We start from the raw sequence: 21,283 nt of genomic DNA, 5'->3' as shown, positions 1-21,283 counted from the left end.
AAGTGTGACCAATGATTTAAAATCGAAAACTTCCGTTGGTTATCGAAAGCTTTCGTTATTATACTTGAAAACAGATAGATTAATACGAAGAAAACATTCGAAAGAATATATTTGTCCGCGGTTTCGAAAGTTTCCGTGACGGGAGTAGCAAAAATGAAACAAAAGATGTTGGAGGTCATTGTTGAAAGCAATGAAAGCCTTGCAATACAAGAGTCAAACATACCGGAAGTGAGAGAAGGGTGTGTTCTCGTTAAGGTTAAATATTCAGGGTTATGCGGTTCTGATATCCCAAGAGTTTTTCATCACGGAGCACATTTTTATCCAATCACCTTGGGCCACGAGTTTTCTGGTCAAGCAGTGGAAGTTGCTGGAGATGTAGAAAGTATCCATGTAGGAGACAACATAGTCTGTGCACCGCTAGTACCTTGTTTTAAATGTGCTCGATGCAAAAACGGTGAGTATTCACTTTGTAAAGATTATAGCTTTGTCGGTTCAAGAATGCCGGGTGGCAATGCAGAGTATGTTGTCGTCCCAGAAAAAAGTTGTTTTCGACTACCTAAAACAATTTCGTTGCAACAAGGGGCGTTTTTCGAACCCGTTACGGTAGGTATTCACCCAATATTGATGGCCGGTGGCTGTAAGGACAAAAATGTTGTTGTGATAGGTGTTGGGACAATAGGATTGCTAGCACTTCAAACCGCTAAAGCGCTAGGGGCTAAAAGTGTCACCGCTATCGATATTAACCCAAGCAAACTGGATAAAGCCAAGTTATTGGGCGCGGATGTTTGTGTTAACTCGATTCAAACGGAATCAATCGAAACATTCCAATCCATGACTGAAATGCATGAAAATCAATTGATTCTAGAAACTGCTGGTACGCCGATTACTGTGAAGTTGGCAACGCAGATAGCAGGACCACGAGCCACTATCGCTCTAATTGGCACTCTGCATAAAGACCTACACATGACTTACAAAGAATTCGAAGTCATTTTGCGTAAAGAGCTAACTATTATTGGTAGTTGGATGAACTACTCCGCGCCGTATCCTGGAAAAGAGTGGCAGGTGGCGGCTGATTTATTTGAACAGAACTTGATAAATACGGATTTGCTTACTGAAGGTGTCTACAAACCGAAAGCCTTCATAGACGAAGTAACCAAATTAAATGGGCTTCCATCGGAAGGAAAAATATTACTAAGCTGGGAAGATGCGTAATGATAAACCTAATAAACAGTAATTACTTATTAAAAGATGCACAGAAGAATGGTTACGCTATACCAGCATTTAATGTGCATAACTTAGAAACCGTACACGTAGTATTGGATACATGTAAGAAGCTTCAATCACCAGTAATTATTGCTGGCACGCCAGGTACTTATAGTTATGGTGGTATCCAAGAGATGATAAGCATCGTTGATTCGGCGGCACGCGTTAGAGACATGCAAGTGGTTTTGCACCTCGACCATCATCATGACCTAGACGATATGGAATTCAAAGTTCGCAGTGGCATCCGCTCGGCAATGATCGATGGCAGCGCTTTATCTCTCGATCAGAATATAGAGCTGACATCAAAAGCGGTAAAACTTTGTCACCGCTTTGGCTGTAGCGTGGAAGCGGAAATTGGTCAATTGGTTGGTCAAGAAGATGACATGATTATCGAAGTTGCCAACGACCCATATACGATTCCAGAAGATGCGTTGCGACTCGTTCGAGCAACCAATATCGATTCACTCGCCATTGCTATTGGTACTGCACATGGGCTTTACAAAGAAAAACCGAAGTTAGATTTTGCACGATTAGAAAAAATCGCAGCTTTGATTGATATTCCTTTAGTGCTTCATGGTGCGTCGGGCGTGCCAGATGAAGATGTCAGTCGCTGTATTGATATGGGTATCTGTAAGGTAAACGTCGCAACAGAGCTTAAAATAGCGTATGCGGATGCGTTAAAACAAGTATTCCTGGAAAACCCAGCGGTGAATGATCCGCGAGAGTATAACGTTAAAGCTAAGCAGGCCATGGCGGATGTCATAGAGCAAAAAATTAGAGTCTGTAGAAGCAGCGGAAGAATTTAGTCCAATTTTGTTAAAAGATCCGGAAGCAATAAGGCAATAAGATGTTAAAAAATATTAGTCCCTTGATATCACCTGACCTATTGAGAGAGTTATGCAAGATGGGCCATGGAGATGAATTCGTTATAAGCGATGCTCATTTCCCTGCCTACAGCTGTAATGACTTGATATTCAGAGCTGATGGAATAGAAGTATCCCAGTTACTGGAAGCTATTGTTCCGCTGTTTGAACTCGATCAATACGTTGATGACAAAGTGGTCATGATGGCACCTGTCAAAGGTGACCGGCTACCAGATGGTTTAGTTGAAGAGTATGCGGATGCTCTTCCTGAAGGTACAGATATTACCTTCATCGATAGATTTGCATTCTATGATAGAGCGCAAACCGCTACTTGTGTCGTAGTAACTGGTACTACTAGAAAATACGGCAACATAATCCTCAAAAAAGGGGTTACTCCCTTAACTTAAGCATTATTGAAATGCACGGAGGCTATGTATGACTAACACATTATTATCAATGCGCAATATTTCAAAAGCTTTCACAGGTGTTCAAGCATTAAGCAACGTCGATTTTGATCTACGTAAAGGCGAAGTGCATGCACTTATGGGGGAGAATGGAGCGGGTAAATCAACGCTAATGAAGGTACTCATCGGTGTTCACGAAGCGGACGAAGGCACCATTGAATACAAAGGAGAAAAGCGCACGTTTTCTTCGGTATTAGAGGCTCAGAAAAACGGAATAAGCATGATATTCCAAGAGCTTAACTTAATACCTCACCTAACGGTGGCAGAAAATATTTTCTTTGCTCGTGAACCACTAACGAGAGGCATCGTCAACCATAAGAAAATGGAAAAGGATGCGGCGAAATTATTAGAGATCTTTGAAATAGGGGTTAACCCGACCGATATCGTTAATACCTTGTCGGTTGCTAAGCAGCAAATGGTCGAGATTGCAAAGGCACTTTCGTTTGATGTTGAAGTGCTGATTATGGACGAACCAACGTCTGCGTTGACTGAAAAAGAGATCGAAAAACTCTTTGAGCTGGTAGAAAAGCTTAAGTCGCAAGGTGTGTGCATCGTCTATATATCCCACCGAATGGACGAACTTAAACGTATCTGTGACCACATTACTATCTTCCGTGACGGCATGTACGTGTCTGACCATGTGTTAAGTGATATTAGCATGGACGATATTATCTCCAAGATGGTTGGACGCTCCTTAGATAAGAAGTTCCCGAAAAGAACCTCTGTTCCACAAGAAGAAATGATCATGTCGGTGATAAACGCAGAACGACATGGGGTATTTAAGCCACTGAACTTTGATCTTCGTAAGGGAGAGATTCTTGGTTTCACTGGTTTGGTTGGGGCGAAACGTACTGAACTTGCTCGTTCTATATTTGGTGCAGATCCGTTAGATGATGGAGAGATTTACATTCATGGCCAACAGGTTCTGATTAAGTCTCCTGCGGATTCGATAAAAGCGGGTATTGCTTACCTTTCTGAAGACCGAAAATTAAACGGCGTTGCAGTAAAAATGACCATTCGTGAAAACATTACCATGGCTTCCATGGATAAGGTTTGTAACGACTATGGTGTGATATCGACTAGCGAAGAATGCGCAGCGTCAAAAACATTCATCGACAAAATGGAGATAAAAACACCCACGGTTGAGCAGCTTGTAAATAATCTGAGCGGTGGTAATCAGCAAAAGGTGGTCATCGGTAAGTGGTTGTTTAGGGAAGCTAAAGTAATGATATTCGATGAACCAACCCGTGGTATCGATGTAGGGGCAAAATATGCAATCTACGAGTTGCTTGATGCTCTTGCCGCCGAAGGAGTAGGCGTCATTATGATCTCGTCAGAACTGCCAGAAGTGATGGGTATGTCCGACCGCGTCATCGTAATGAAGGAAGGGGAAATGACAGGAATGTTAGAGACCTCAAAAACGGATCAAGAAGAAATCATGCACTATGCGACGGGCGTAAAACATATGTTCGCTCATGAATATGAGGAAGCTTAAATGACTGAAAAACAAAAATTAATGCTGCAAAAATTAGCAGCGTTAGGAGGCTTGATTGCTCTACTTATCGCCTTCACTGCAACGAATGAATATTTTTTCACTCTCAATAACTTGATGACTATTGGGTTACAAACGTCGACGATTGCCTTCATGGGCATCGGTGTAACGTGTGTAATTCTGACAGGGGGAATAGATCTAAGTATCGGTTCGGTTGTTGCACTAGCTGGCGTAGCGGCTGGTATGGCGGTAAACGCGGGTGTGCCCGTCTCATTGGGACTTGTATTTGGTGTATTTATCGGTGGATTGTGTGGTTTAACCAACGGCTTTTTCGTTACATTTTTGAAGATACCACCATTCATTGCAACATTGGGCATGATGATGATTGCTCGAGGTATTGCGCTATATATTACTAATGCTGCACCCGTCTCCGGTATGCCAGAATCGTTCTCTTATCTCGGTAACGGAGCATTATTCAGAGTAGTTGAAACTGGCGCAAATGGTTTTCCTATCGTCAAGTTCCCGGGTATTCCTTATCCAGTTATTTTGATGTTAGTTATTGCAGCCATGTTTACCTTTGCTTTAACCAAATTACGTGTAGGCCGTTATCTATACGCAATCGGTTCAAATGAAGAAGCTGCACGTCTTTCTGGCATCAAGACAGAGAGAGTTAAAATTTATGCCTACACGGCTTGCGGAGCATTAGCAGGACTTGCAGGTGTAGTACTCGCATCTCGACTAGTAACAGCACAACCGAATGGTGGTGTTGCCTACGAGTTGGATGCAATCGCAAGCGCCGTGGTAGGTGGAACATCATTAATGGGAGGGGTAGGTACGATACCAGGAACTCTCATTGGTGCATTTATCATGGGTGTGCTCCGTAATGGTTTGAATATGAATGGAGTCTCGTTCTTCGTTCAACAGATCATCATCGGTAGCGTAATAATAATGACGGTGGCGTTTGATCAGCTTCGTCAAAATCAGGTTAAAAAACCTAAATCTGTACCTACAAAGAAAAATGCGCCTAACAAGGAGGGCGGTACTATGAAAAAACTCGCAATGGTAGCAATGATTGGACTTACTACAATGTTCAGCATGCCGGATGCATTTGCTAAATCTAACGAAATAGCAGTTATCGTGAAAACATCTAATTCTAACTTCTGGCAAAACGTTCGTGGCGGAGCTGAAGATGCTGAAAAAGAGTTAGGCGAATATAAAATCACTTTCCAAGGACCAGAAGCAGAAACAAACGTAGCAGAGCAAGTTAATATGGTCGATAACGCGATTAACCGTGGCGTGTCAGGCATCGTATTAGCACCTTCTGATCCAAACGCCTTGGTTCCTTCCGTCAAGAAAGCGTGGGAAGCAGGAATTCCAGTCGTATTAATTGACTCAAGTTTAGAAAATGACAAATATTATCAAGCATTCTTAGCAACAGATAACCGCACTGCGGGTGCTCTTGCTGCTAAAAAGCTGATAGCTGACCTAAAAGCATCAGGTAAGAAAGTAACAAAAGTTGCCATGATGTCATTTACTCCAGGTGCAGGCTCAGCTATTGAGCGTGACGGTGGATTCATGGATGAAGTGAAGAAAGCAGGCGCGGAAATCATTGGTCCTTTCTATTCACAAGCAGATATGGTTACAGCACTTAACCAAACTATCGACGTATTAGCATCAAATAAAGATCTCGTTGCTATCTTTGGTTCGAATGAACCAACAGCAGTTGGCATGGGCCGTGCACTTAAGCAACAAGGTTTCGCAGGTAAAGTTGTTGCGGTTGGTTTTGACGGAAACGCTGACCTTCAATCGTTCGTAAAAGATGGCACTTTAAACGGTATCGTTGTGCAATCTTCTTACGCGATGGGTTATGAAGGTATTAAAACAGTAAACAAGATCCTAAAAGGTGAAAAAGTTGAGAAGTTCATCGATACAGGTGTTGTTTACGTAACTAAGCAAAACATCGACACTAAAGAAGCTAAGTCAGTACTTTACTAATAACAAGTATCATTAGAAAACAAGGTGCCCCTCACCTCCTAATTTTGAGGGGCCACCTTTTCAAAAGGAATTAAACATGTCTCAATTCAAAATATCAAATAACGCAGTCGCGCAGTCATCCATTCCAACCAAGGTACTAGCGAATGGAATTAAGATGCCAGCTATCGGTATGGGTACATTTGGTTCAGATAGATTTACCGCAGAAGAAGTTTCAAATGCAGTCTTAGGTGCGGCTTCTATTGGTTTTCGCTTTTTTGACTGTGCATCAGTATATGGAAACGAAAAACTGATTGGTGATGTGTTCCAGCAGATGATGAATGGTGGCATACCAAGAGAAGAGTTGTTCATCGATTCTAAGGTTTGGAATGACCAACATGATGACGTTATCGCCGCGTGCAAACAGTCATTAGAGGACCTTCAATTAGATTATCTGGATCTCTATTTGGTTCATTGGCCTTTCTCAAATTATCATGCGCCAGGTTGCGACGGTGATGCACGTAGCCCTGATTCAACACCGTTTATCCAAGAAAAATTCATGAATACATGGAGACAAATGGAGCAACTTGTCGACATGGGTTTAGTTAAGAGTATCGGTACGTCAAACATGACACAGGCAAAAATGGAACTTCTTTTGAGGGACGCCCGTATTAAGCCAGTCGTTAACGAATTTGAATGCCATCCACACTTCCAGCAACAAGGTCTATACGACTTCCTCGTTGCTAACGACGTATTACCTGTTGGTTTTTGTCCAATCGGTTCGCCAACACGACCAGACAGAGACAAAACTGATAATGATACGGTAGATATTGAAGATCCTGTCATTGTTGCAGCAGCGAAACGTTTAGGGGTTCATCCTGCGGTTATATGCATTAAATGGGCTGCTCAACGTGGCCATGTGCCTATTCCATTCTCAGTACGTGAGAATGAATATCACACGAATCTGAAATGCATCACTGAAAATCCGTTAACCGATGAAGAGATGGATGCTATTGCTAAAAATGATAAAAACTGTCGCTTAATCAAGGGTCAAGTATTTTTGTGGGAAACCGCAAAAGGCTGGGAAGATCTTTGGGATATAGACGGCAAGATAGCAACTGAGTAGCGATAGAATATACAGGCGCGCCTTTTACGTAATAAAGACAGATTAGAGTGAAAAGAGAATCGTAAAAGGCAGCCACTTTATCGACTGACAAGAGGTACAATTAATGAACGTGCTAGAAAGGCAAGAAAGCATATTAGAACTTCTTGTTGCTAAAGGTCGAGTAGACGTTAAAAACCTTGTTGAACTGTTTCATACGTCAGAGGTGACGATACGCGCGGACCTTAGAAGGCTTGAAAAAGAAAATAAACTAAAGCGTTTCCATGGTGGAGCACAATCGCTTACGACGTTGCCCAATGTGATAAATCGCAACCCAAAAGTATTAGAAAATGAAACCAAACTCGAAAATCGTTATGACCTGAATGCTTTGGCAAAACAAAGAATTGCTGAAAAAGCGGCTTCTTACGTATCGTCGGGTAATTCGATCATTATCGACAGTGGCAGTACCACACACTTAGTCGCTAAGCAGTTGGCGAAAAAAGGTGAGATAATTGCGATAACCAATAACCTTGCGGTAGCGGAAGAATTTTCTGAAGCACGTGATACTACTTTGGTTATTTGTGGTGGTACCTACCGACATAAAACGAAGTCATTGCATGGTGCAAAAACCGAGCAGTGCTTAGAAGGTGTATCTGCTGATATTCTGTTTATTGGTGCAGACGGCATTGTACCAGATAAAGGGATAACAACCTTTAATGAAGGCTATACCATTAGTGCAGTGATGGCTTCATGTGCAAACGTTATTATTGCCGTCGTTGATTCAAGCAAGATGGGAAGGGTGGGGTTTAACCACGTATTAGATATAGAACTCATCGATATATTGGTGACAGACACCAATATTAATCAACAGTATTTAGATGGATTTAGAGAGAAAGGTATCGAAGTGGTCACTGTTTAATATTAAAATCCTTTGTTAACCATTGTTTTACTTGAAGTTTGCACGTTAGTCTAAACGAATCATACTTGATAACCCGGTCGAATTTCTCGATTCGGGCTTTTTTTGTCATCCATCAAAAAATCTATTTCTCTTTACCTATTATCCATTTGTGCAATAATTCCGCTCGGACACAATCAAAATCAAACGAAAGACGTGCGCGAGGTAACCAAATGAATGTGCTAGAAAGGCATGAACGAATTCTAGAACTTCTTAAAGAGAATGGACGAGTAGAAGTTAAAAACTTAGTCGAGTTATTTGATACCTCCGAAGTGACTGTACGAGCTGATTTGCGAAAACTGGAAAAAAACAACAAACTCAAACGCTTTCATGGCGGAGCCCAGTCCTTGCAATCCCTTCCTCACAGTATTGAAAATGAACGCGAAGTCAAACTAGAAAGACGTTACAAAATCAATGCTAGTGCAAAAGAGAGAATTGCAATTACTGCTGCAAAGTACGTGGAAGCGGGAAATTCTGTCATTTTGGACAGCGGCAGCACCACGCACATCGTGGCTGAACACATCGCAGAAACGGGTGAGGTCATTGCAATTACCAATAACCTGCCAGCCGCGAGCGCATTAGCAGAAGCGCCAAACACAACCTTAGTAATATGTGGAGGGACGTATAGAGTAAAAACAAAATCCCTACATGGATCTAAAGCAGAACAGTGTCTAGATGGCGTTTCAGCAGACATACTGTTTATTGGTGCCGATGGTATTGATCCTGAAAAAGGGATTACAACCTTTAATGAAGGTTATACCATCAGTGCGGTAATGGCTTCATGCGCAAAAAAAATAATTGCTGTTGTGGATTCTACAAAAATGGGGCGAGTCGGTTTTAACTCAGTGCTTGGTAACGATAAAATAGATATCCTTATTACAGACGCCGACTGCTCGGACGAATATATTGAAGGTTTTAGAGCGCAAGGTATTGAAGTTGTTATTGCTTAATTCGTTCTAAACTGGTGTGCAGATAATCATAAATCTGCCCCTCGGCAGCGCTAATTAGCGCTGCTTTTTTTTGCCTCATTATCTCAAAAGGGAAACCGAAATAGGACAATGGTCACTTAGCTGGTAGCTCAAAACCTGTTGCTTGGTATACACGTTTTGTTTGGCTTGGGTGGTGGCCAAATCTGAACTTATTAAAATGTGGTCGATAATACTATTATATTTATGGGTTCTGTTTGGGTTTCGTTTTGAACGAACAACACAGTGTGCTTCTGTTTTTCGACTGGCTAAGATAACGTGGTTTTGAATTGTCTTAGTTAAATCTTGGTAAAACCAATCATTAGGAAAGGCGAGGGCGTGATTGAAATCACCAGCCATAATAAAGCTCTCCTTGTTACGGACTCGTTCTCGGAGCCAGTAGTTCAGTTTATCCGCTTGTTGTTTTAACGTTGAACACGACTGAGATTTTCGGTACCTACCGTTACACCCCGCCTTTAAATGTACAGATAACAGATGAATTCTAGGAGCTATCTTATCTGTCTCAGGATTCCCTTCTTTGTAATCGATATCATCAATAATAACGTAGGTAGCAAATCTTAATTTGTTGTTGGCCGCCTTATCGAATGTTATGTCATGCTGATCCTGCACATTTATGCCGTGTTTAACGGCAATACCGGTGTATTGATTGATATCGTCGAATTGATGTTTTCTAAATGGTTTCTGAATACGGTCGGAAAGATAAATACGGTACTTATAGCCAACAATGTTTAGGATCGCCTCATTTGAGTCGACTTCTTGAAAGAATAAAACAGAAGGCGACAACTGATGAAAATGACTGGCTAACATTTTGATATCTTTTGACGTACGATTTTTTGACATTGTGCTTACTTCTTCGCGATTACTTAACCATTCAAAATTCCAACTTGTGATTAACATTGAATCGGCGAAAACAGTTTCTGTGGATAAAGTACACACTACAAGAAGTGAGCCAAAAATCCATTTTGTAATTAGTAATTTTATCATTATCTTTGTTGACTCCTTGCCAACGCTTATGTCATCAGGGTATCAAAAATTTCAACCCCAAAAAGCGCATTTTTGTGTGAAATATCTGTTTCTTTTCGCAATGAGATCTTCTCCAGAAAGATCGAGTGATCTTGATGTTCACTTAGCTTTTATTGATCTAGATCAAGGCTTAGGGTCGGTGGTTTTCGTTAAATACGTACACAATATGTAGTGTAAAATATAAATGTTAATACCCTATATGGTGTTTTGTTAATAATCGTGGATATCTAGGGTAAGGAGAAAAAGTGAAAACAGTCGTCATTAAAAGAGATGGTTCTCGCGCCCCTTTTGCAAGGGATCGCATTGTTACCGCTGTCGAAAGTGCATCAACCTTTATAGACAGTGATGTAACTGCCTATGCAGAGAAAGTGGCAGAGGCTGTTGAGCGTAAACTCCTTGAACATGACGAAGTTGATATCCAAGAGATACAGACGCTAGTCGAAAACGAAATGATGCAAGGCCCGTACAAAGGTATGGCGCGTTCTTATATCGAATACCGACATGATCGCGATATGTCACGTGATAAAAAAAGCGCATTAACGAAAGAAATTCAAGGCTTGATAGAGCAAAGTAACGCTGATCTATTAAACGAAAATGCCAATAAAGATGGCAAGGTAATCCCGACTCAACGTGATTTATTAGCTGGTATCGTCGCAAAACATTATGCAAAAACCCACATTTTACCCCGCGATATAGTAAAAGCTCACGATGATGGTGATATACACTATCACGACCTCGATTACGCTCCGTTTTTCCCAATGTTCAATTGTATGCTGATTGACCTTAAAGGCATGCTTACCCGTGGTTTCAAGATGGGTAACGCTGAAATTGATACACCCAAATCAATATCAACAGCAACAGCAGTCACGGCGCAAATTATTGCACAGGTTGCGTCTCACATTTATGGCGGCACAACCATCAATGCTATTGATGAAATCTTAGAACCATACGTCTTAACAAGCTACGATAAGCATATGGAAGTAGCCAAAGAGTGGGATATCCATAACCCTGAAGCGTTTGCGAAATCGCGCACAGAGAAAGAGTGCTACGACGCATTTCAGTCGTTAGAGTATGAAGTGAATACACTGCATACGGCCAATGGACAGACGCCATTTGTAACCTTTGGTTTCGGTCTAGGAACAAGCTGGGCTGCGAAGTTAATTCAAGCATCAATCTTGAAAAATCGTATTGCAGGTCTGGGTAAAAATCGAAAAACAGCGGTCTTTCCTAAATTGGTGTTTGGCATTAAGGATGGCTTGAATCATAAACCTTCAGATCCTAACTATGATATCAAAGAACTGGCGTTAGAGTGCGCAACCAAGCGTATGTATCCGGATATCTTGAATTACGATAAAGTCGTCGAAATTACAGGCTCCTTTAAGACCCCAATGGGGTGCCGTAGCTTCCTTAATCCATATGAACAAAATGGTGAACTGGTCCATGATGGTCGTAATAACTTAGGTGTGGTGAGTTTGAACCTACCAAGAATTGCGATTCAAGCTGGTGGGGACGAAACGAAGTTTTATGCTCTGCTAGAAGAGAAACTTCAGTTGGCACGAAAAGCATTAGATACACGAATTAATCGCTTAGAAAAAGTGAAGGCGAAGGTTGCTCCTATTCTATATATGGAAGGCGCTTGTGGGGTTCGTTTGAATCCTGATGACGCCGTTGCTGAGATCTTCAAAAATGGTCGCGCCTCTATTTCGTTGGGTTACATCGGTATTCATGAAACGATCAATGCGCTGTATAAGAGCAAAGAACATGTTTATGACAATCCGACCTTGAATGCTAAAGCGATTCAGCTCGTTCGTAAAATGAAAGCGGCGGTAGACGCATGGAAAGAGGAAACGGGCTATGCATTTAGCTTGTATGCGACGCCAAGTGAAAATCTATGTAACCGTTTCTGTAGTATTGATGCTAAAGAGTTTGGCGTAATCGAAGGGGTCACTGACAAAGGATATTACACCAATAGTTTTCATCTTGATGTTGAAAAGAAAGTTAATCCGTATGACAAAATCGATTTTGAAATGCCTTATCCAGAGCTTTCCTCAGGTGGTTTCATTTGTTACGGTGAATTTCCTAACATGCAACAAAACGTAGAAGCGTTAGAAAATGTTTGGGATTATAGCTACAGTCGCGTGCCTTATTATGGCACCAATACACCTATTGATGAGTGTTATGAATGTGGTTTTACCGGTGAGTTTGATTGCACTAGCAAAGGTTTTACCTGCCCTAAATGCGGCAATCATGATGCAACTAAAGTGTCTGTAACACGACGAGTGTGCGGATACCTAGGTAGCCCAGATGCACGTCCGTTTAACTTAGGCAAGCAAGAAGAAGTTAAGCGTCGAGTTAAACACCTATAAACATTTCAATTAACCTTCCCTTAGTTGGGAAGGTTTGTGGTCGCTATGAATTATTCTCAATATTATCCGATAGATGTCGTTAATGGCCCTGGAACCCGTGCTAGCTTATTTGTTTCAGGCTGTAACCACCAATGCAAGGGCTGTTATAACCAAGCGACTTGGTCACCCAGTTCAGGGCATCCCTTTACCGATTTAATGCAAGACCAAGTTATCAATGACCTTAATGACACGAGGATTAAAAGACGTGGATTATCATTGAGTGGCGGGGATCCTTTGCATCCTGAAAACCTAGACACTGTGTTACATTTGGTAAAACGAGTGCGCACAGAATGTATCGGTAAAGATATCTGGCTGTGGACGGGGTATCTGATTTCAGAGCTCAATGATAAACAACAACAGATCATAGACCTTATTGATGTGTTAGTGGACGGAAAATTTGAACAAGATCAAGCCGATCCCGCTTTGCTATGGCGTGGTAGCGCAAATCAAATAATACATTATCTCAAGTAATTGGAAATCATTGATTAGATATCTAGATATTATTGGTTAGGTGACCAACGTCAATGGTCAAACAATCAGAAATAAATGCTCAAATAGTCCTTTCACAAATCCCCATCTGTCTGTATTATTTTTTGTACGGTTTATCGATATAAATCAAAGCTATCACTGAGCTCAATTCTGTTGAATTACTTTGAGTTCTGACTGGCGTAAAATCTAAAAAAGCAGTTCAAGGTTCACTTTTTGCTACTGCAAAGGAATGTTGTATCGCAATGGAATACGCGTTTAAATTAATCGAAACATAGCAAAGGAATGTGATTTTATGTTTGCACATTTACCCACACCTCAACTGGATCCGATACTCTCTCTTTCTGTAGCGTATCGTAATGATCCTCGTATTGGGAAAGTCGATCTTGGCATTGGCGTGTATAAAAATAATCTGGGTGAAACGCCAATTATGTTGGCAGTTCAACAAGCTCAGAAGCAGCTATTAGAAACGCAAACAACCAAATCTTATGTTGGCCTTGCGGGGTGTGAGGAATTCAATTCAAGCATGGTAAACCTGCTTCTTTCTGGTACATCAGCAATGGGGCGAGTGTCCGCAATACAAACGCCAGGAGCCAGTGGTGCGCTTCGCATGCTTGGTGATTTAATGAAAGTTGCCAATCCAGATACAACGGTGTGGCTTAGTAATCCAAGCTATGTAAATCACCGTCCAGTGATGGAAGCCGCAGGACTTAAGGTAAAGCAATATCGCTACTTTAGCACTCAGACTAAACAGGTTGATGTTGAAGCAATGATAGACGACATCAGCTCTGCTGGCCCCAATGATGTGGTGTTGCTGCACGGTTGTTGCCATAACCCGACAGGAGCCGATGTCGACTTTCAGGTCTGGAAAGCGATCACAGAACTTTCACAAAAAAATGGTTTCCTTCCATTCGTTGATATCGCCTATCAAGGGTTTGGGGACGGGTTGGAAGAAGACGCTCAAGGATTACGCTATATGGCGGATAATCTGGAAGAGATGCTCATTACCACCTCTTGCTCTAAGAATTTTGGCTTATACCGAGAACGTACCGGCGCCGCTATTGTTATTGGCAATAATCAAACCGATGTGAATAACGCCAAAGGGAAACTATTACAGTTGGCAAGAGCCACCTATACTATGCCACCTGATCACGGTGCAGCGTTGGTGAAAACCATCCTTAATAGTGAAACAATGACAAAGGTCTGGAAAGATGAATTGGTCTCGATGAGGCTAAGATTGATCAACTTGCGATTACTACTTTGCAATGAGTTGCGATCAGTTCACAGTTCTCAACAGTTTGATTTTATTGAGTCTCACAAAGGGATGTTTACTGTGCTAGGCTTTTCTCAAGCGCAGATGACTCGACTTCGAGATGAGTACGGTATATACGGTGTGGGAGACGGCAGAATCAATATTGCTGGTCTAACAGAAAAAGATATCCCGTATGTAGCGAATGCTATTGTGCAAGTTTCATAAATCGAGATAAATTTAGATAACTATGGTTAGGAGAACGAAATTGAATAGATTATTGTTATCCATTCTGCTGTGTTTAGGCTTAGCAGCTTGCGCCACGACAGGTGAGCAAACCTCTACTATGGATAAGCCAAAAATAGAAGAGCCACCAAAGGCAACGGTTGAAACACCTGATATTGATACAGAAATAGCAAAAGATAAGACGGAAGTTATACAACCGGAGACACCAGAAGCCATACAGCCAAAACCAGAAGTTAAACCAGAACCTAAACCTAAGCCACTCCCAATGAAAACAGGGGAAGGTAAGTTAATCTTAGGCTCAGAAGAGTGGGTTTATATTCCAGGTTTGGACCAAAGCTTTAAATCTAAAATTGACTCTGGCGCCACTACATCTTCTATTAGTGCGGTCGATGTGGTTCCTTTTGAAAGAGAAGGTAAGGATTGGGTCAAGTTTCGAATTGAACATGATAAGATCTCTTCTCAAGAGATCAGTTTACCGATACTACGTTGGGCCAAAATTAAGCAAGCGAATAGTGCAGAATCGCAGAAACGTCCTGTTATAACTGCGTGGATTCAAGTTGGTGATATTAAAGAGAAAGCAGATTTCACGCTAACAGATAGAAAGCATCTAGAGTATCCAGTGATACTTGGACAGAGTTTTTTCCGGGACATCGCGATCGTTGACGTAAGTCGAGAATTTGTTCAATCTAAACAGAAGTAACGAAGAACTCGGTATTGCTGCAACGTCAATAAAACTGGCGTTACAGCGATACTTTCAATTATTTACGAACCGTAAAAACTGCTAAGGAAAACAGTGCACCAAGTGTGTCACAAAGCATATCCTTTTGAGCGTCCCAAATATCCCCTTGCGAACCTAGGAATGCAATACCATCGTCACCGCCAGCAAGTTCGGCGTACCACCATTCAATAATTTCATATCCCGCCGCTGTACTCATGAGTGCAAACAGACCGAATAATCCTGCTATCCATTTATTGCAGTACTTATTTTTATAAAGATATTCAGCAATAGGGTAAGCAAAAAAGCCAATCGAAAAATGCGCGACACGGTCAAAGTTATTGCGATCAGAATTAATCAGATTGTTAAACCAGTCAAACGGCACTTCTGCAAAGGTGTATTTTGCACCAATAGTGTGTAAACAGAGCCAAATAAACATGAAAAGGTACGCGGTTGAACTAAATGCAAAGCGTTTAGAAATAACCAAAATACCGGTAAGAATAAGTACGATAGGAATTATTTCTGCTATCCATACCGATCTCGAGCTGGGTTCAAAGGCTGAAAAGGCGAATATTAACCCGTAAAAAGTGAGCAGTATCCAAAGGGTTACTTTGCTGTTGTTTCCATTAGCCATTGTTTGTTTTAACCACCGCTTAATCTAACCATTGAAAATAAATCGACTCTATTGAACACCCAAGATAATATCGAACGCGATTCGATCTATCCATTAAAAATTTTTACCGAGTTAGTTTTAATAAGGTCTAACTCCAATTTAGCTAAGGCTGTATCCAAAATGAGTTCGATTTCGCGAGTCGTTCAAAATACCCATGTGCGCTTAAACATCGCTTTGGTTGAGACAAGAAGTTAGCTCTGGTTGGTGTTTTGTCATAGTAGAAAGAAAATGAAACAGAGAATGAAAACAAGAGTATTGTGTGGATTTTATTTGGGAAGATATGACATTGGTCTCCTGAGAGGAGACCAATGGAAATCAACGGCGCTCTCCCTAACTAACGGAACGCAGGTTGTTTTTAGTTATCTTGGTTGGAAGTTTGCTTTGCGCAGTCTGTTTAATGTTGCACTGACCTCTAACGTCCTTGGTTTGGCAAGGTCGCCGTAACTAGGCATAGATTGATGCCAATTATCTTGGAGTAATTGATCAATTTCTTGCAGTGGTGTGTTTGCCCAACCTGGCTTTTGAGCTAGCTGAAACCAAATCCAGCCAATGGCGTTGATCTGACTAGAACTTTCGATCTGTTCCAATGCCGAAATATCAATGAATTCTTTGCCAAATCGCAATGCGTCTTTCCCTTTCGCGGATACTCGAAATTTCCCGTCACTTAATATTTTTTGCAGTGTTGTTAGACTTAACGATCGAGAAGGGAACTGGCCGAGTTGTTGATTGGTTTCCTGAATTCGTTGGCTTGGGTGCAACTTTACGACCTGCTTTGCTTTAGCGGTAACGTCGACGGCTTGATAGTCGTGCATCTGTATGACCGTATCTGCATGATCTAAGTAATCTCCAGAGCCACCCATTACTATCATAGTAGAGACATCAAGTGTCTCCTTCAATTGGCTAATTCTATCCACGAGTGGTGTTATAGGTTCATCACCTTTATTAACCAACGCTTGCATACGTTCGTCTCGAATCATGAAGTTAGTCGCGGATGTATCCTCGTCAATGAGAATCGACGTGGCACCGGCTTCAATAGATTCTTGTAACCATGCCGCTTGTGAGGTTGAACCTGATGCATCTTGCGTAGAAAAATCAGTCGTGTCCTTGCCCATCGGTAGGTGATTTATATAATTGGAGAGGTTAAGCGCATGTACACAGCGACCGTCTTCTGCCTTGATCTTCATCGCGTTGCTATCGCTAACGATGCCTTCACGACCATCTCCAGGAATATGATTATAAATAGAGCGTTCTATGGCATTGAGCAGTGTTGATTTGCCATGGAAGCCACCACCAACTATCAAGGTGATTCCTTTCGGAATACCCATACCTGAGATAGTGCCTCGATTGACGGTTTGTAGTTCAACTTGCAGTGATGAGGGCGCTTTAAATCTAATGGCGTCTTTCATTGGTAAGTCACTATTACCCGCTTGGCGAGGCAACAAACTGTCGTTTTCGATGAAAGCAATCAGGTTGTTCGCTTCAAGTTGCGTACGCAAAAAATCTTGATCTTCATTACACTGGCAATGTCTGATAAGGGCTTCTTTGTCTAGCTCTCTTTCAATGGTGGACTTTCGAATGTACTTCGGTAAGTGGAAGGTAATGATATTCAGGGCTTTTTTAGCCAGAATGCTACGGCCCTCAGCAGGGAGGTTGATTCTAAATCTTAGTTCAATACCCTCATCAGTAAAAAGTACTGAGGTACTGTCTAGTACGGTTTGCCCTGTTAATGCGATAGAGATAGCATTCTCTTGTGCTGCAAAATAGGAAAAACTGCGAGCGATAAAATCTCGTGCTGCGGCCTGAAAAGAACTCGATTGTTCTCTTAACCAAAGTAGACCAGTCATCGACCAAGGTCTGACTGCTCTAAATCGAGACGATGATGCATATGGATCACCCTGAACATGGTCAATATATAGGGTATAGTCGTCAAAAGAATATTGGCCTTTGATAGAGTGGTAGGCACGAAAATTCTGTTTTTCGAGTTTTTTAAGTTTTGCTACTAGTTGATCCATAACGCCAAATGCTTGATAAATTAGCCGTACCGTGAATTGAGTATGCTAATAATTATAGTGGTTGGGAATTATAGGTAACGTGTAACGAGATAGCTAGTGTAAATGTCACTTAGCGATGCATTGCTTAAATTCATCGCTAGTCATCGCTTTGCCGTACAAATATCCTTGTGCAAAATCGCAGCCTTCGTTCAATACAAAACGCTCTTGATCCAGATTTTCTATACCTTCGATAGTGACCTCTAGATTGAGCTTTTTAGCGATCTGAACGATAGATCGTACGATCTCTTTGTCATTAGGGTTTCGAGTTAGATTTTGCACAAAACTTTTGTCAATTTTTAGACTATTAAAGGGATAGTTTTTAAGGTAACTGAAAGAAGCGCAACCAGTTCCGAAATCATCAAGTGACAGTGTCACGCCAAGTTTACTAAGTGCATAAAGGGTTTTCTTGGCTAGGTATTCATCTGAAATTAAAGAGCTTTCGGTCAACTCTATCTCTAATTTGTTCGCCGGAAACTGATACGTTTCTAATAAATGTTGTACGTGATCGGCAAAATCGACATTCTTTAATTGCACGGCTGAAACATTAACCGCTATTTTGAAGTCATTACCACTTGTTAACCATTCGCTTGCACTCTCAATAGCAGAGCGTAATACAAAATTGCCCACTTCAAAGATCAGTCCATTTTGTTCGGCTAGTTGTATAAGATTTTCGTTTGAAACGGTACCTAAAACAGGATGATTCCATCGAATTAAGGCCTCTGCACCAATCCAGTTTCCAGATTTCAGTTCTACCTTAGGCTGGTAATAGAGCTTTAAATCATTATTGCGTACGGCTTGTAGTAAATAGCTTTCGATCTCGTTGGTATGTGTTCTTTGTTCGGTACGTGTTTCAGAATAGTAGCTATATTTTTGGCCGGTATCTTTGCTTGAGAATGCCGCTTCGTTAGCAAAATAGATTAGATCCTGTGCCTTTTGAGTATCGATACTGGTAGAAACGCCAATAAAGCCATGTAGATGAACCGTATCATTATCGATTGAAAAATCGGAATGACAGATTTCTAAGCATCGGTAACAAAAGTTGTCGACAAAGGGTGTTAAAGATTTGGTCCTTATCGCGACAATAAAATTAGAACTGCTGGTTCTTGCCGTTACAGAGTCTTCGCAGTCTATTCGACCTATTCGCTCACGAAATGCCACCAATAGGCTGTTTAAAGCATTCTCGCCATATCGCTCTTGAAGCTTTCTACCGTTTGAAAATGTGATGTGAACGACGACAACGCTCTCGCGGTTATGTATGGCTTGGGTTATTAGTCTTTTGGTGTGCTCAAACAACGATATTTGGTTGAGAAACCCTGTGCCAATATCATGATTCTTGTGATAAACGACTTCTTGTTCTGCTGCTTTTCGTTTATCTATTTCTTGGCTGAGCGTGAAATTTAGACTCGCAATATTCTGTGTTTTATTATCCCCTCTAAGTTTGAGGCGACGGGTCAATATCGATAATTTTTCATACTGATAAACGGTTTTTAATTGAGCGTTAATGGACTCTCTGAAGCTAGAAAGCAGTTTGAATGCATCTGAATTGTGTTTCTGTTTATTTTTATCGACGATAACAAGGGCACCAAATAACGCGCCATCTGGCCACAACAATAAGTGAGCCGAATAAAACGGTGTGTTGTCATTTAGAGTGATATGTCCGGACAAATTACTACGGGCATGGGTAGAAAAATCTAAGGTTGTCGATTCGAATAAGTTTGAGTATAAAGAAAAAATTAATGGTTTGATGTTACGTGACTCCGTTGGGTGGTTACAACAGAGTTCTTTGATTGGTTTGTTATACTGAACAACGCCAGCGTATTCAACTTTGGTAATGTCACTAAGTAGATCGACGATATGCTGGAGGTTTTCCAATATATCACTGGATAGTGTGAGCGTTTCTGTTTTCAGTTTCGTCATGTGCACCTTTCCATGTGCTTGATTGGTGGGGATGAGTGCCTAACTCCTTTAGGCATTGTTTTATGAGTATATGGTAGATTTAAACTATTGATATACCAAACCCTCCATTAGGAGGGATCAGTATTAAAAGTGAGTCACTTTGTTTGATTTTTCATCAATTTACTACGGTTTTAATTTTTTTAGCTGCTCTATATCGAAAAACTCATTGTAGTCAACAGTGTCAAATCCAAATCCATTGAGTTTCAAGAATTCGTCCTTGTATCCTTGATAGTCACCAACGTGTTTAAAATTATCTGCATTCATCGTATTCATGATGGCTTTGACTTGTTGCTGAACATTTGGATCAAGCTCATATTCATCTAATCGAAGCAGTCTCTGCCCATCAACAGGTACGGGTTCGGCATAGAGTTTATCACTGAATAATCTGTGCATTTGATGAATGCAGGTTTCGTGTGTACCTTTGGTCTTCATCACTTTATACAGCGCTAAAATATAGGGAGTAAAAGCAGGAATGAACACACTCGCTTTGGTCACCAAGGCTTTACAAACCGTGGCATACGCGCCGCCACCAATTTTGGCTAGTTTTAAGTTTAGTGCATGGCTAGTTTGATGTAGATCGACCTTTGCTCGGCCTAATGTTCCTTCATGGTAAATTGGGTAGGTAAGTTCAGGGCCAATATAAGAAAAGGCAATGGTCTTGCCACCTTGAGCGATAGAATCAGAATTAATGAGTGTATCGATCCACGATTCCCAATCTGCACCACCCATTACCTTAATGGTAGCGTCGATCTCTTCTTCGGTTGCGGGTTCTACGGTGGTTTCTTGCCAACTATCATCTTCGAGAATAATAGTGGCTCCTGTTGCGCTTTCGCCGATAGTTTTTATCGCTGAGCGCCACATGCCTTCCCCAGATGGTTTTGGCCTGACACCGGTAGCCAGGCTATAGATAATGAGATCAACTTCACCTTCAAAATAGGTTTCGATGGCTTCTATAACTTGGGTCCGAACGTCTTGCGAAAACGCATCGCCTACTATATTAATAGCGGTTCGGCCTTCAGCTTCAGCCTGTTGGGAAAAGTAGACATTGTTGTACCAACCGGCTGATCCCGTTCCCTTTTCAGAAGGGCCTCGTTCAAATGAAACACCAATTGTATCCGCTTCACTACCACCAAAGGTCGCCGCTATTCGAGCCGAGAGGCCAAAACCAGAAGAAGCACCTAGGATAAGTACTCGCTTTGGACCTTTGGTTGTTTTTATGTTGGATTTTACGAAGTCTATTTGTTGTTGGACGGCATGCTTACATCCTTCAGGATGAGCGGTTTTTGCCACAACGCCTTTAATTATGGGCTCTATTATCATTAGCTCGTAGTCTCAATTTGATAATCACGAGCTTTAATATATAAGTACGTTAAGCGTATAGTT

General features: G+C 41.4%; 17 protein-coding genes. 12 read left to right on the top strand and 5 right to left on the bottom strand.

The features are described 5' to 3' along the window. The first annotated feature begins 153 nt into the window (after positions 1-153). From AACW90_RS10910 to AACW90_RS10875, 8 genes are all read left to right on the top strand, one after another. On the top strand, positions 154-1,212 hold the full coding sequence (locus AACW90_RS10910; protein WP_390234181.1) for an alcohol dehydrogenase catalytic domain-containing protein: 1,059 nt from the start codon (positions 154-156) through the stop codon (positions 1,210-1,212). Positions 1,213-1,214: 2 nt separating this feature from the next. After that, entirely contained in the window at positions 1,215-2,069 is an 855-nt protein-coding gene (gene gatY, locus AACW90_RS10905) for a tagatose-bisphosphate aldolase subunit GatY (RefSeq protein ID WP_390234346.1), read from the top strand. 41 nt (positions 2,070-2,110) lie between these two features. Beyond that, positions 2,111-2,533, top strand: coding sequence for an L-fucose mutarotase (gene fucU, locus AACW90_RS10900; protein WP_390234179.1), 423 nt, complete (start codon positions 2,111-2,113; stop codon positions 2,531-2,533). 28 nt (positions 2,534-2,561) lie between these two features. Then, positions 2,562-4,085 carry a sugar ABC transporter ATP-binding protein gene (locus tag AACW90_RS10895; RefSeq protein WP_390234177.1) on the top strand — a complete coding sequence of 508 codons (1,524 nt, stop codon included), beginning with the start codon at positions 2,562-2,564 and terminating at the stop codon, positions 4,083-4,085. Next, the gene (locus AACW90_RS10890; RefSeq protein ID WP_390234175.1) at positions 4,086-6,077 is read left to right on the top strand and encodes a substrate-binding domain-containing protein; all 1,992 of its coding nucleotides are present in this window, start codon (positions 4,086-4,088) and stop codon (positions 6,075-6,077) included. A 76-nt stretch (positions 6,078-6,153) separates the two neighbouring features. Further along, entirely contained in the window at positions 6,154-7,179 is a 1,026-nt protein-coding gene (locus AACW90_RS10885) for an aldo/keto reductase (RefSeq protein WP_390234173.1), read from the top strand. Positions 7,180-7,282: 103 nt separating this feature from the next. Beyond that, entirely contained in the window at positions 7,283-8,074 is a 792-nt protein-coding gene (locus AACW90_RS10880) for a DeoR/GlpR family DNA-binding transcription regulator (protein ID WP_390234171.1), read from the top strand. 209 nt (positions 8,075-8,283) lie between these two features. Further along, on the top strand, positions 8,284-9,060 hold the full coding sequence (locus tag AACW90_RS10875; RefSeq protein WP_390234168.1) for a DeoR/GlpR family DNA-binding transcription regulator: 777 nt from the start codon (positions 8,284-8,286) through the stop codon (positions 9,058-9,060). A 78-nt stretch (positions 9,061-9,138) separates the two neighbouring features. Here AACW90_RS10875 and AACW90_RS10870 read toward each other — a convergent pair whose 3' ends face one another. Next, positions 9,139-10,080, bottom strand: coding sequence for an endonuclease/exonuclease/phosphatase family protein (locus tag AACW90_RS10870; protein ID WP_390234165.1), 942 nt, complete (start codon positions 10,078-10,080; stop codon positions 9,139-9,141). Between the two features lie 284 nt (positions 10,081-10,364). On the opposite strand from AACW90_RS10870, the gene nrdD reads away from it, so the two are divergent. The 4 genes from nrdD to AACW90_RS10850 all read left to right on the top strand — a co-directional run bounded on the left by nrdD (position 10,365) and on the right by AACW90_RS10850 (position 15,205). Then, complete coding sequence (nrdD, locus tag AACW90_RS10865) at positions 10,365-12,485, top strand: anaerobic ribonucleoside-triphosphate reductase (protein ID WP_390234163.1); 2,121 nt, start codon at positions 10,365-10,367, stop codon at positions 12,483-12,485. Positions 12,486-12,530: 45 nt separating this feature from the next. Further along, positions 12,531-12,995, top strand: coding sequence for an anaerobic ribonucleoside-triphosphate reductase-activating protein (nrdG, locus tag AACW90_RS10860; protein WP_390234160.1), 465 nt, complete (start codon positions 12,531-12,533; stop codon positions 12,993-12,995). Between the two features lie 310 nt (positions 12,996-13,305). Beyond that, on the top strand, positions 13,306-14,487 hold the full coding sequence (locus AACW90_RS10855) for an amino acid aminotransferase (protein WP_390234158.1): 1,182 nt from the start codon (positions 13,306-13,308) through the stop codon (positions 14,485-14,487). A gap of 22 nt (positions 14,488-14,509) precedes the next feature. Further along, complete coding sequence (locus tag AACW90_RS10850; protein WP_390234155.1) at positions 14,510-15,205, top strand: ATP-dependent zinc protease family protein; 696 nt, start codon at positions 14,510-14,512, stop codon at positions 15,203-15,205. A gap of 58 nt (positions 15,206-15,263) precedes the next feature. Here AACW90_RS10850 and AACW90_RS10845 read toward each other — a convergent pair whose 3' ends face one another. From AACW90_RS10845 to fabV, 4 genes are all read right to left on the bottom strand, one after another. Next, the gene (locus tag AACW90_RS10845; protein WP_390234152.1) at positions 15,264-15,854 is read right to left on the bottom strand and encodes a DUF2238 domain-containing protein; all 591 of its coding nucleotides are present in this window, start codon (positions 15,852-15,854) and stop codon (positions 15,264-15,266) included. A 398-nt stretch (positions 15,855-16,252) separates the two neighbouring features. Continuing rightward, the gene (locus tag AACW90_RS10840; protein ID WP_390234149.1) at positions 16,253-17,905 is read right to left on the bottom strand and encodes a P-loop domain-containing protein; all 1,653 of its coding nucleotides are present in this window, start codon (positions 17,903-17,905) and stop codon (positions 16,253-16,255) included. Positions 17,906-18,010: 105 nt separating this feature from the next. After that, positions 18,011-19,861, bottom strand: coding sequence for a putative bifunctional diguanylate cyclase/phosphodiesterase (locus AACW90_RS10835; RefSeq protein ID WP_390234147.1), 1,851 nt, complete (start codon positions 19,859-19,861; stop codon positions 18,011-18,013). A 162-nt stretch (positions 19,862-20,023) separates the two neighbouring features. Continuing rightward, positions 20,024-21,220 carry an enoyl-ACP reductase FabV gene (gene fabV / locus AACW90_RS10830; protein ID WP_390234145.1) on the bottom strand — a complete coding sequence of 399 codons (1,197 nt, stop codon included), beginning with the start codon at positions 21,218-21,220 and terminating at the stop codon, positions 20,024-20,026. Between the last annotated feature and the right edge of the window lie 63 nt (positions 21,221-21,283).

Source organism: Vibrio frigidus (genome assembly GCF_042465995.1).
In the GTDB taxonomy this organism is placed as follows: domain Bacteria; phylum Pseudomonadota; class Gammaproteobacteria; order Enterobacterales; family Vibrionaceae; genus Vibrio.
This window is presented reverse-complemented; position numbering and strand designations above follow the sequence as displayed.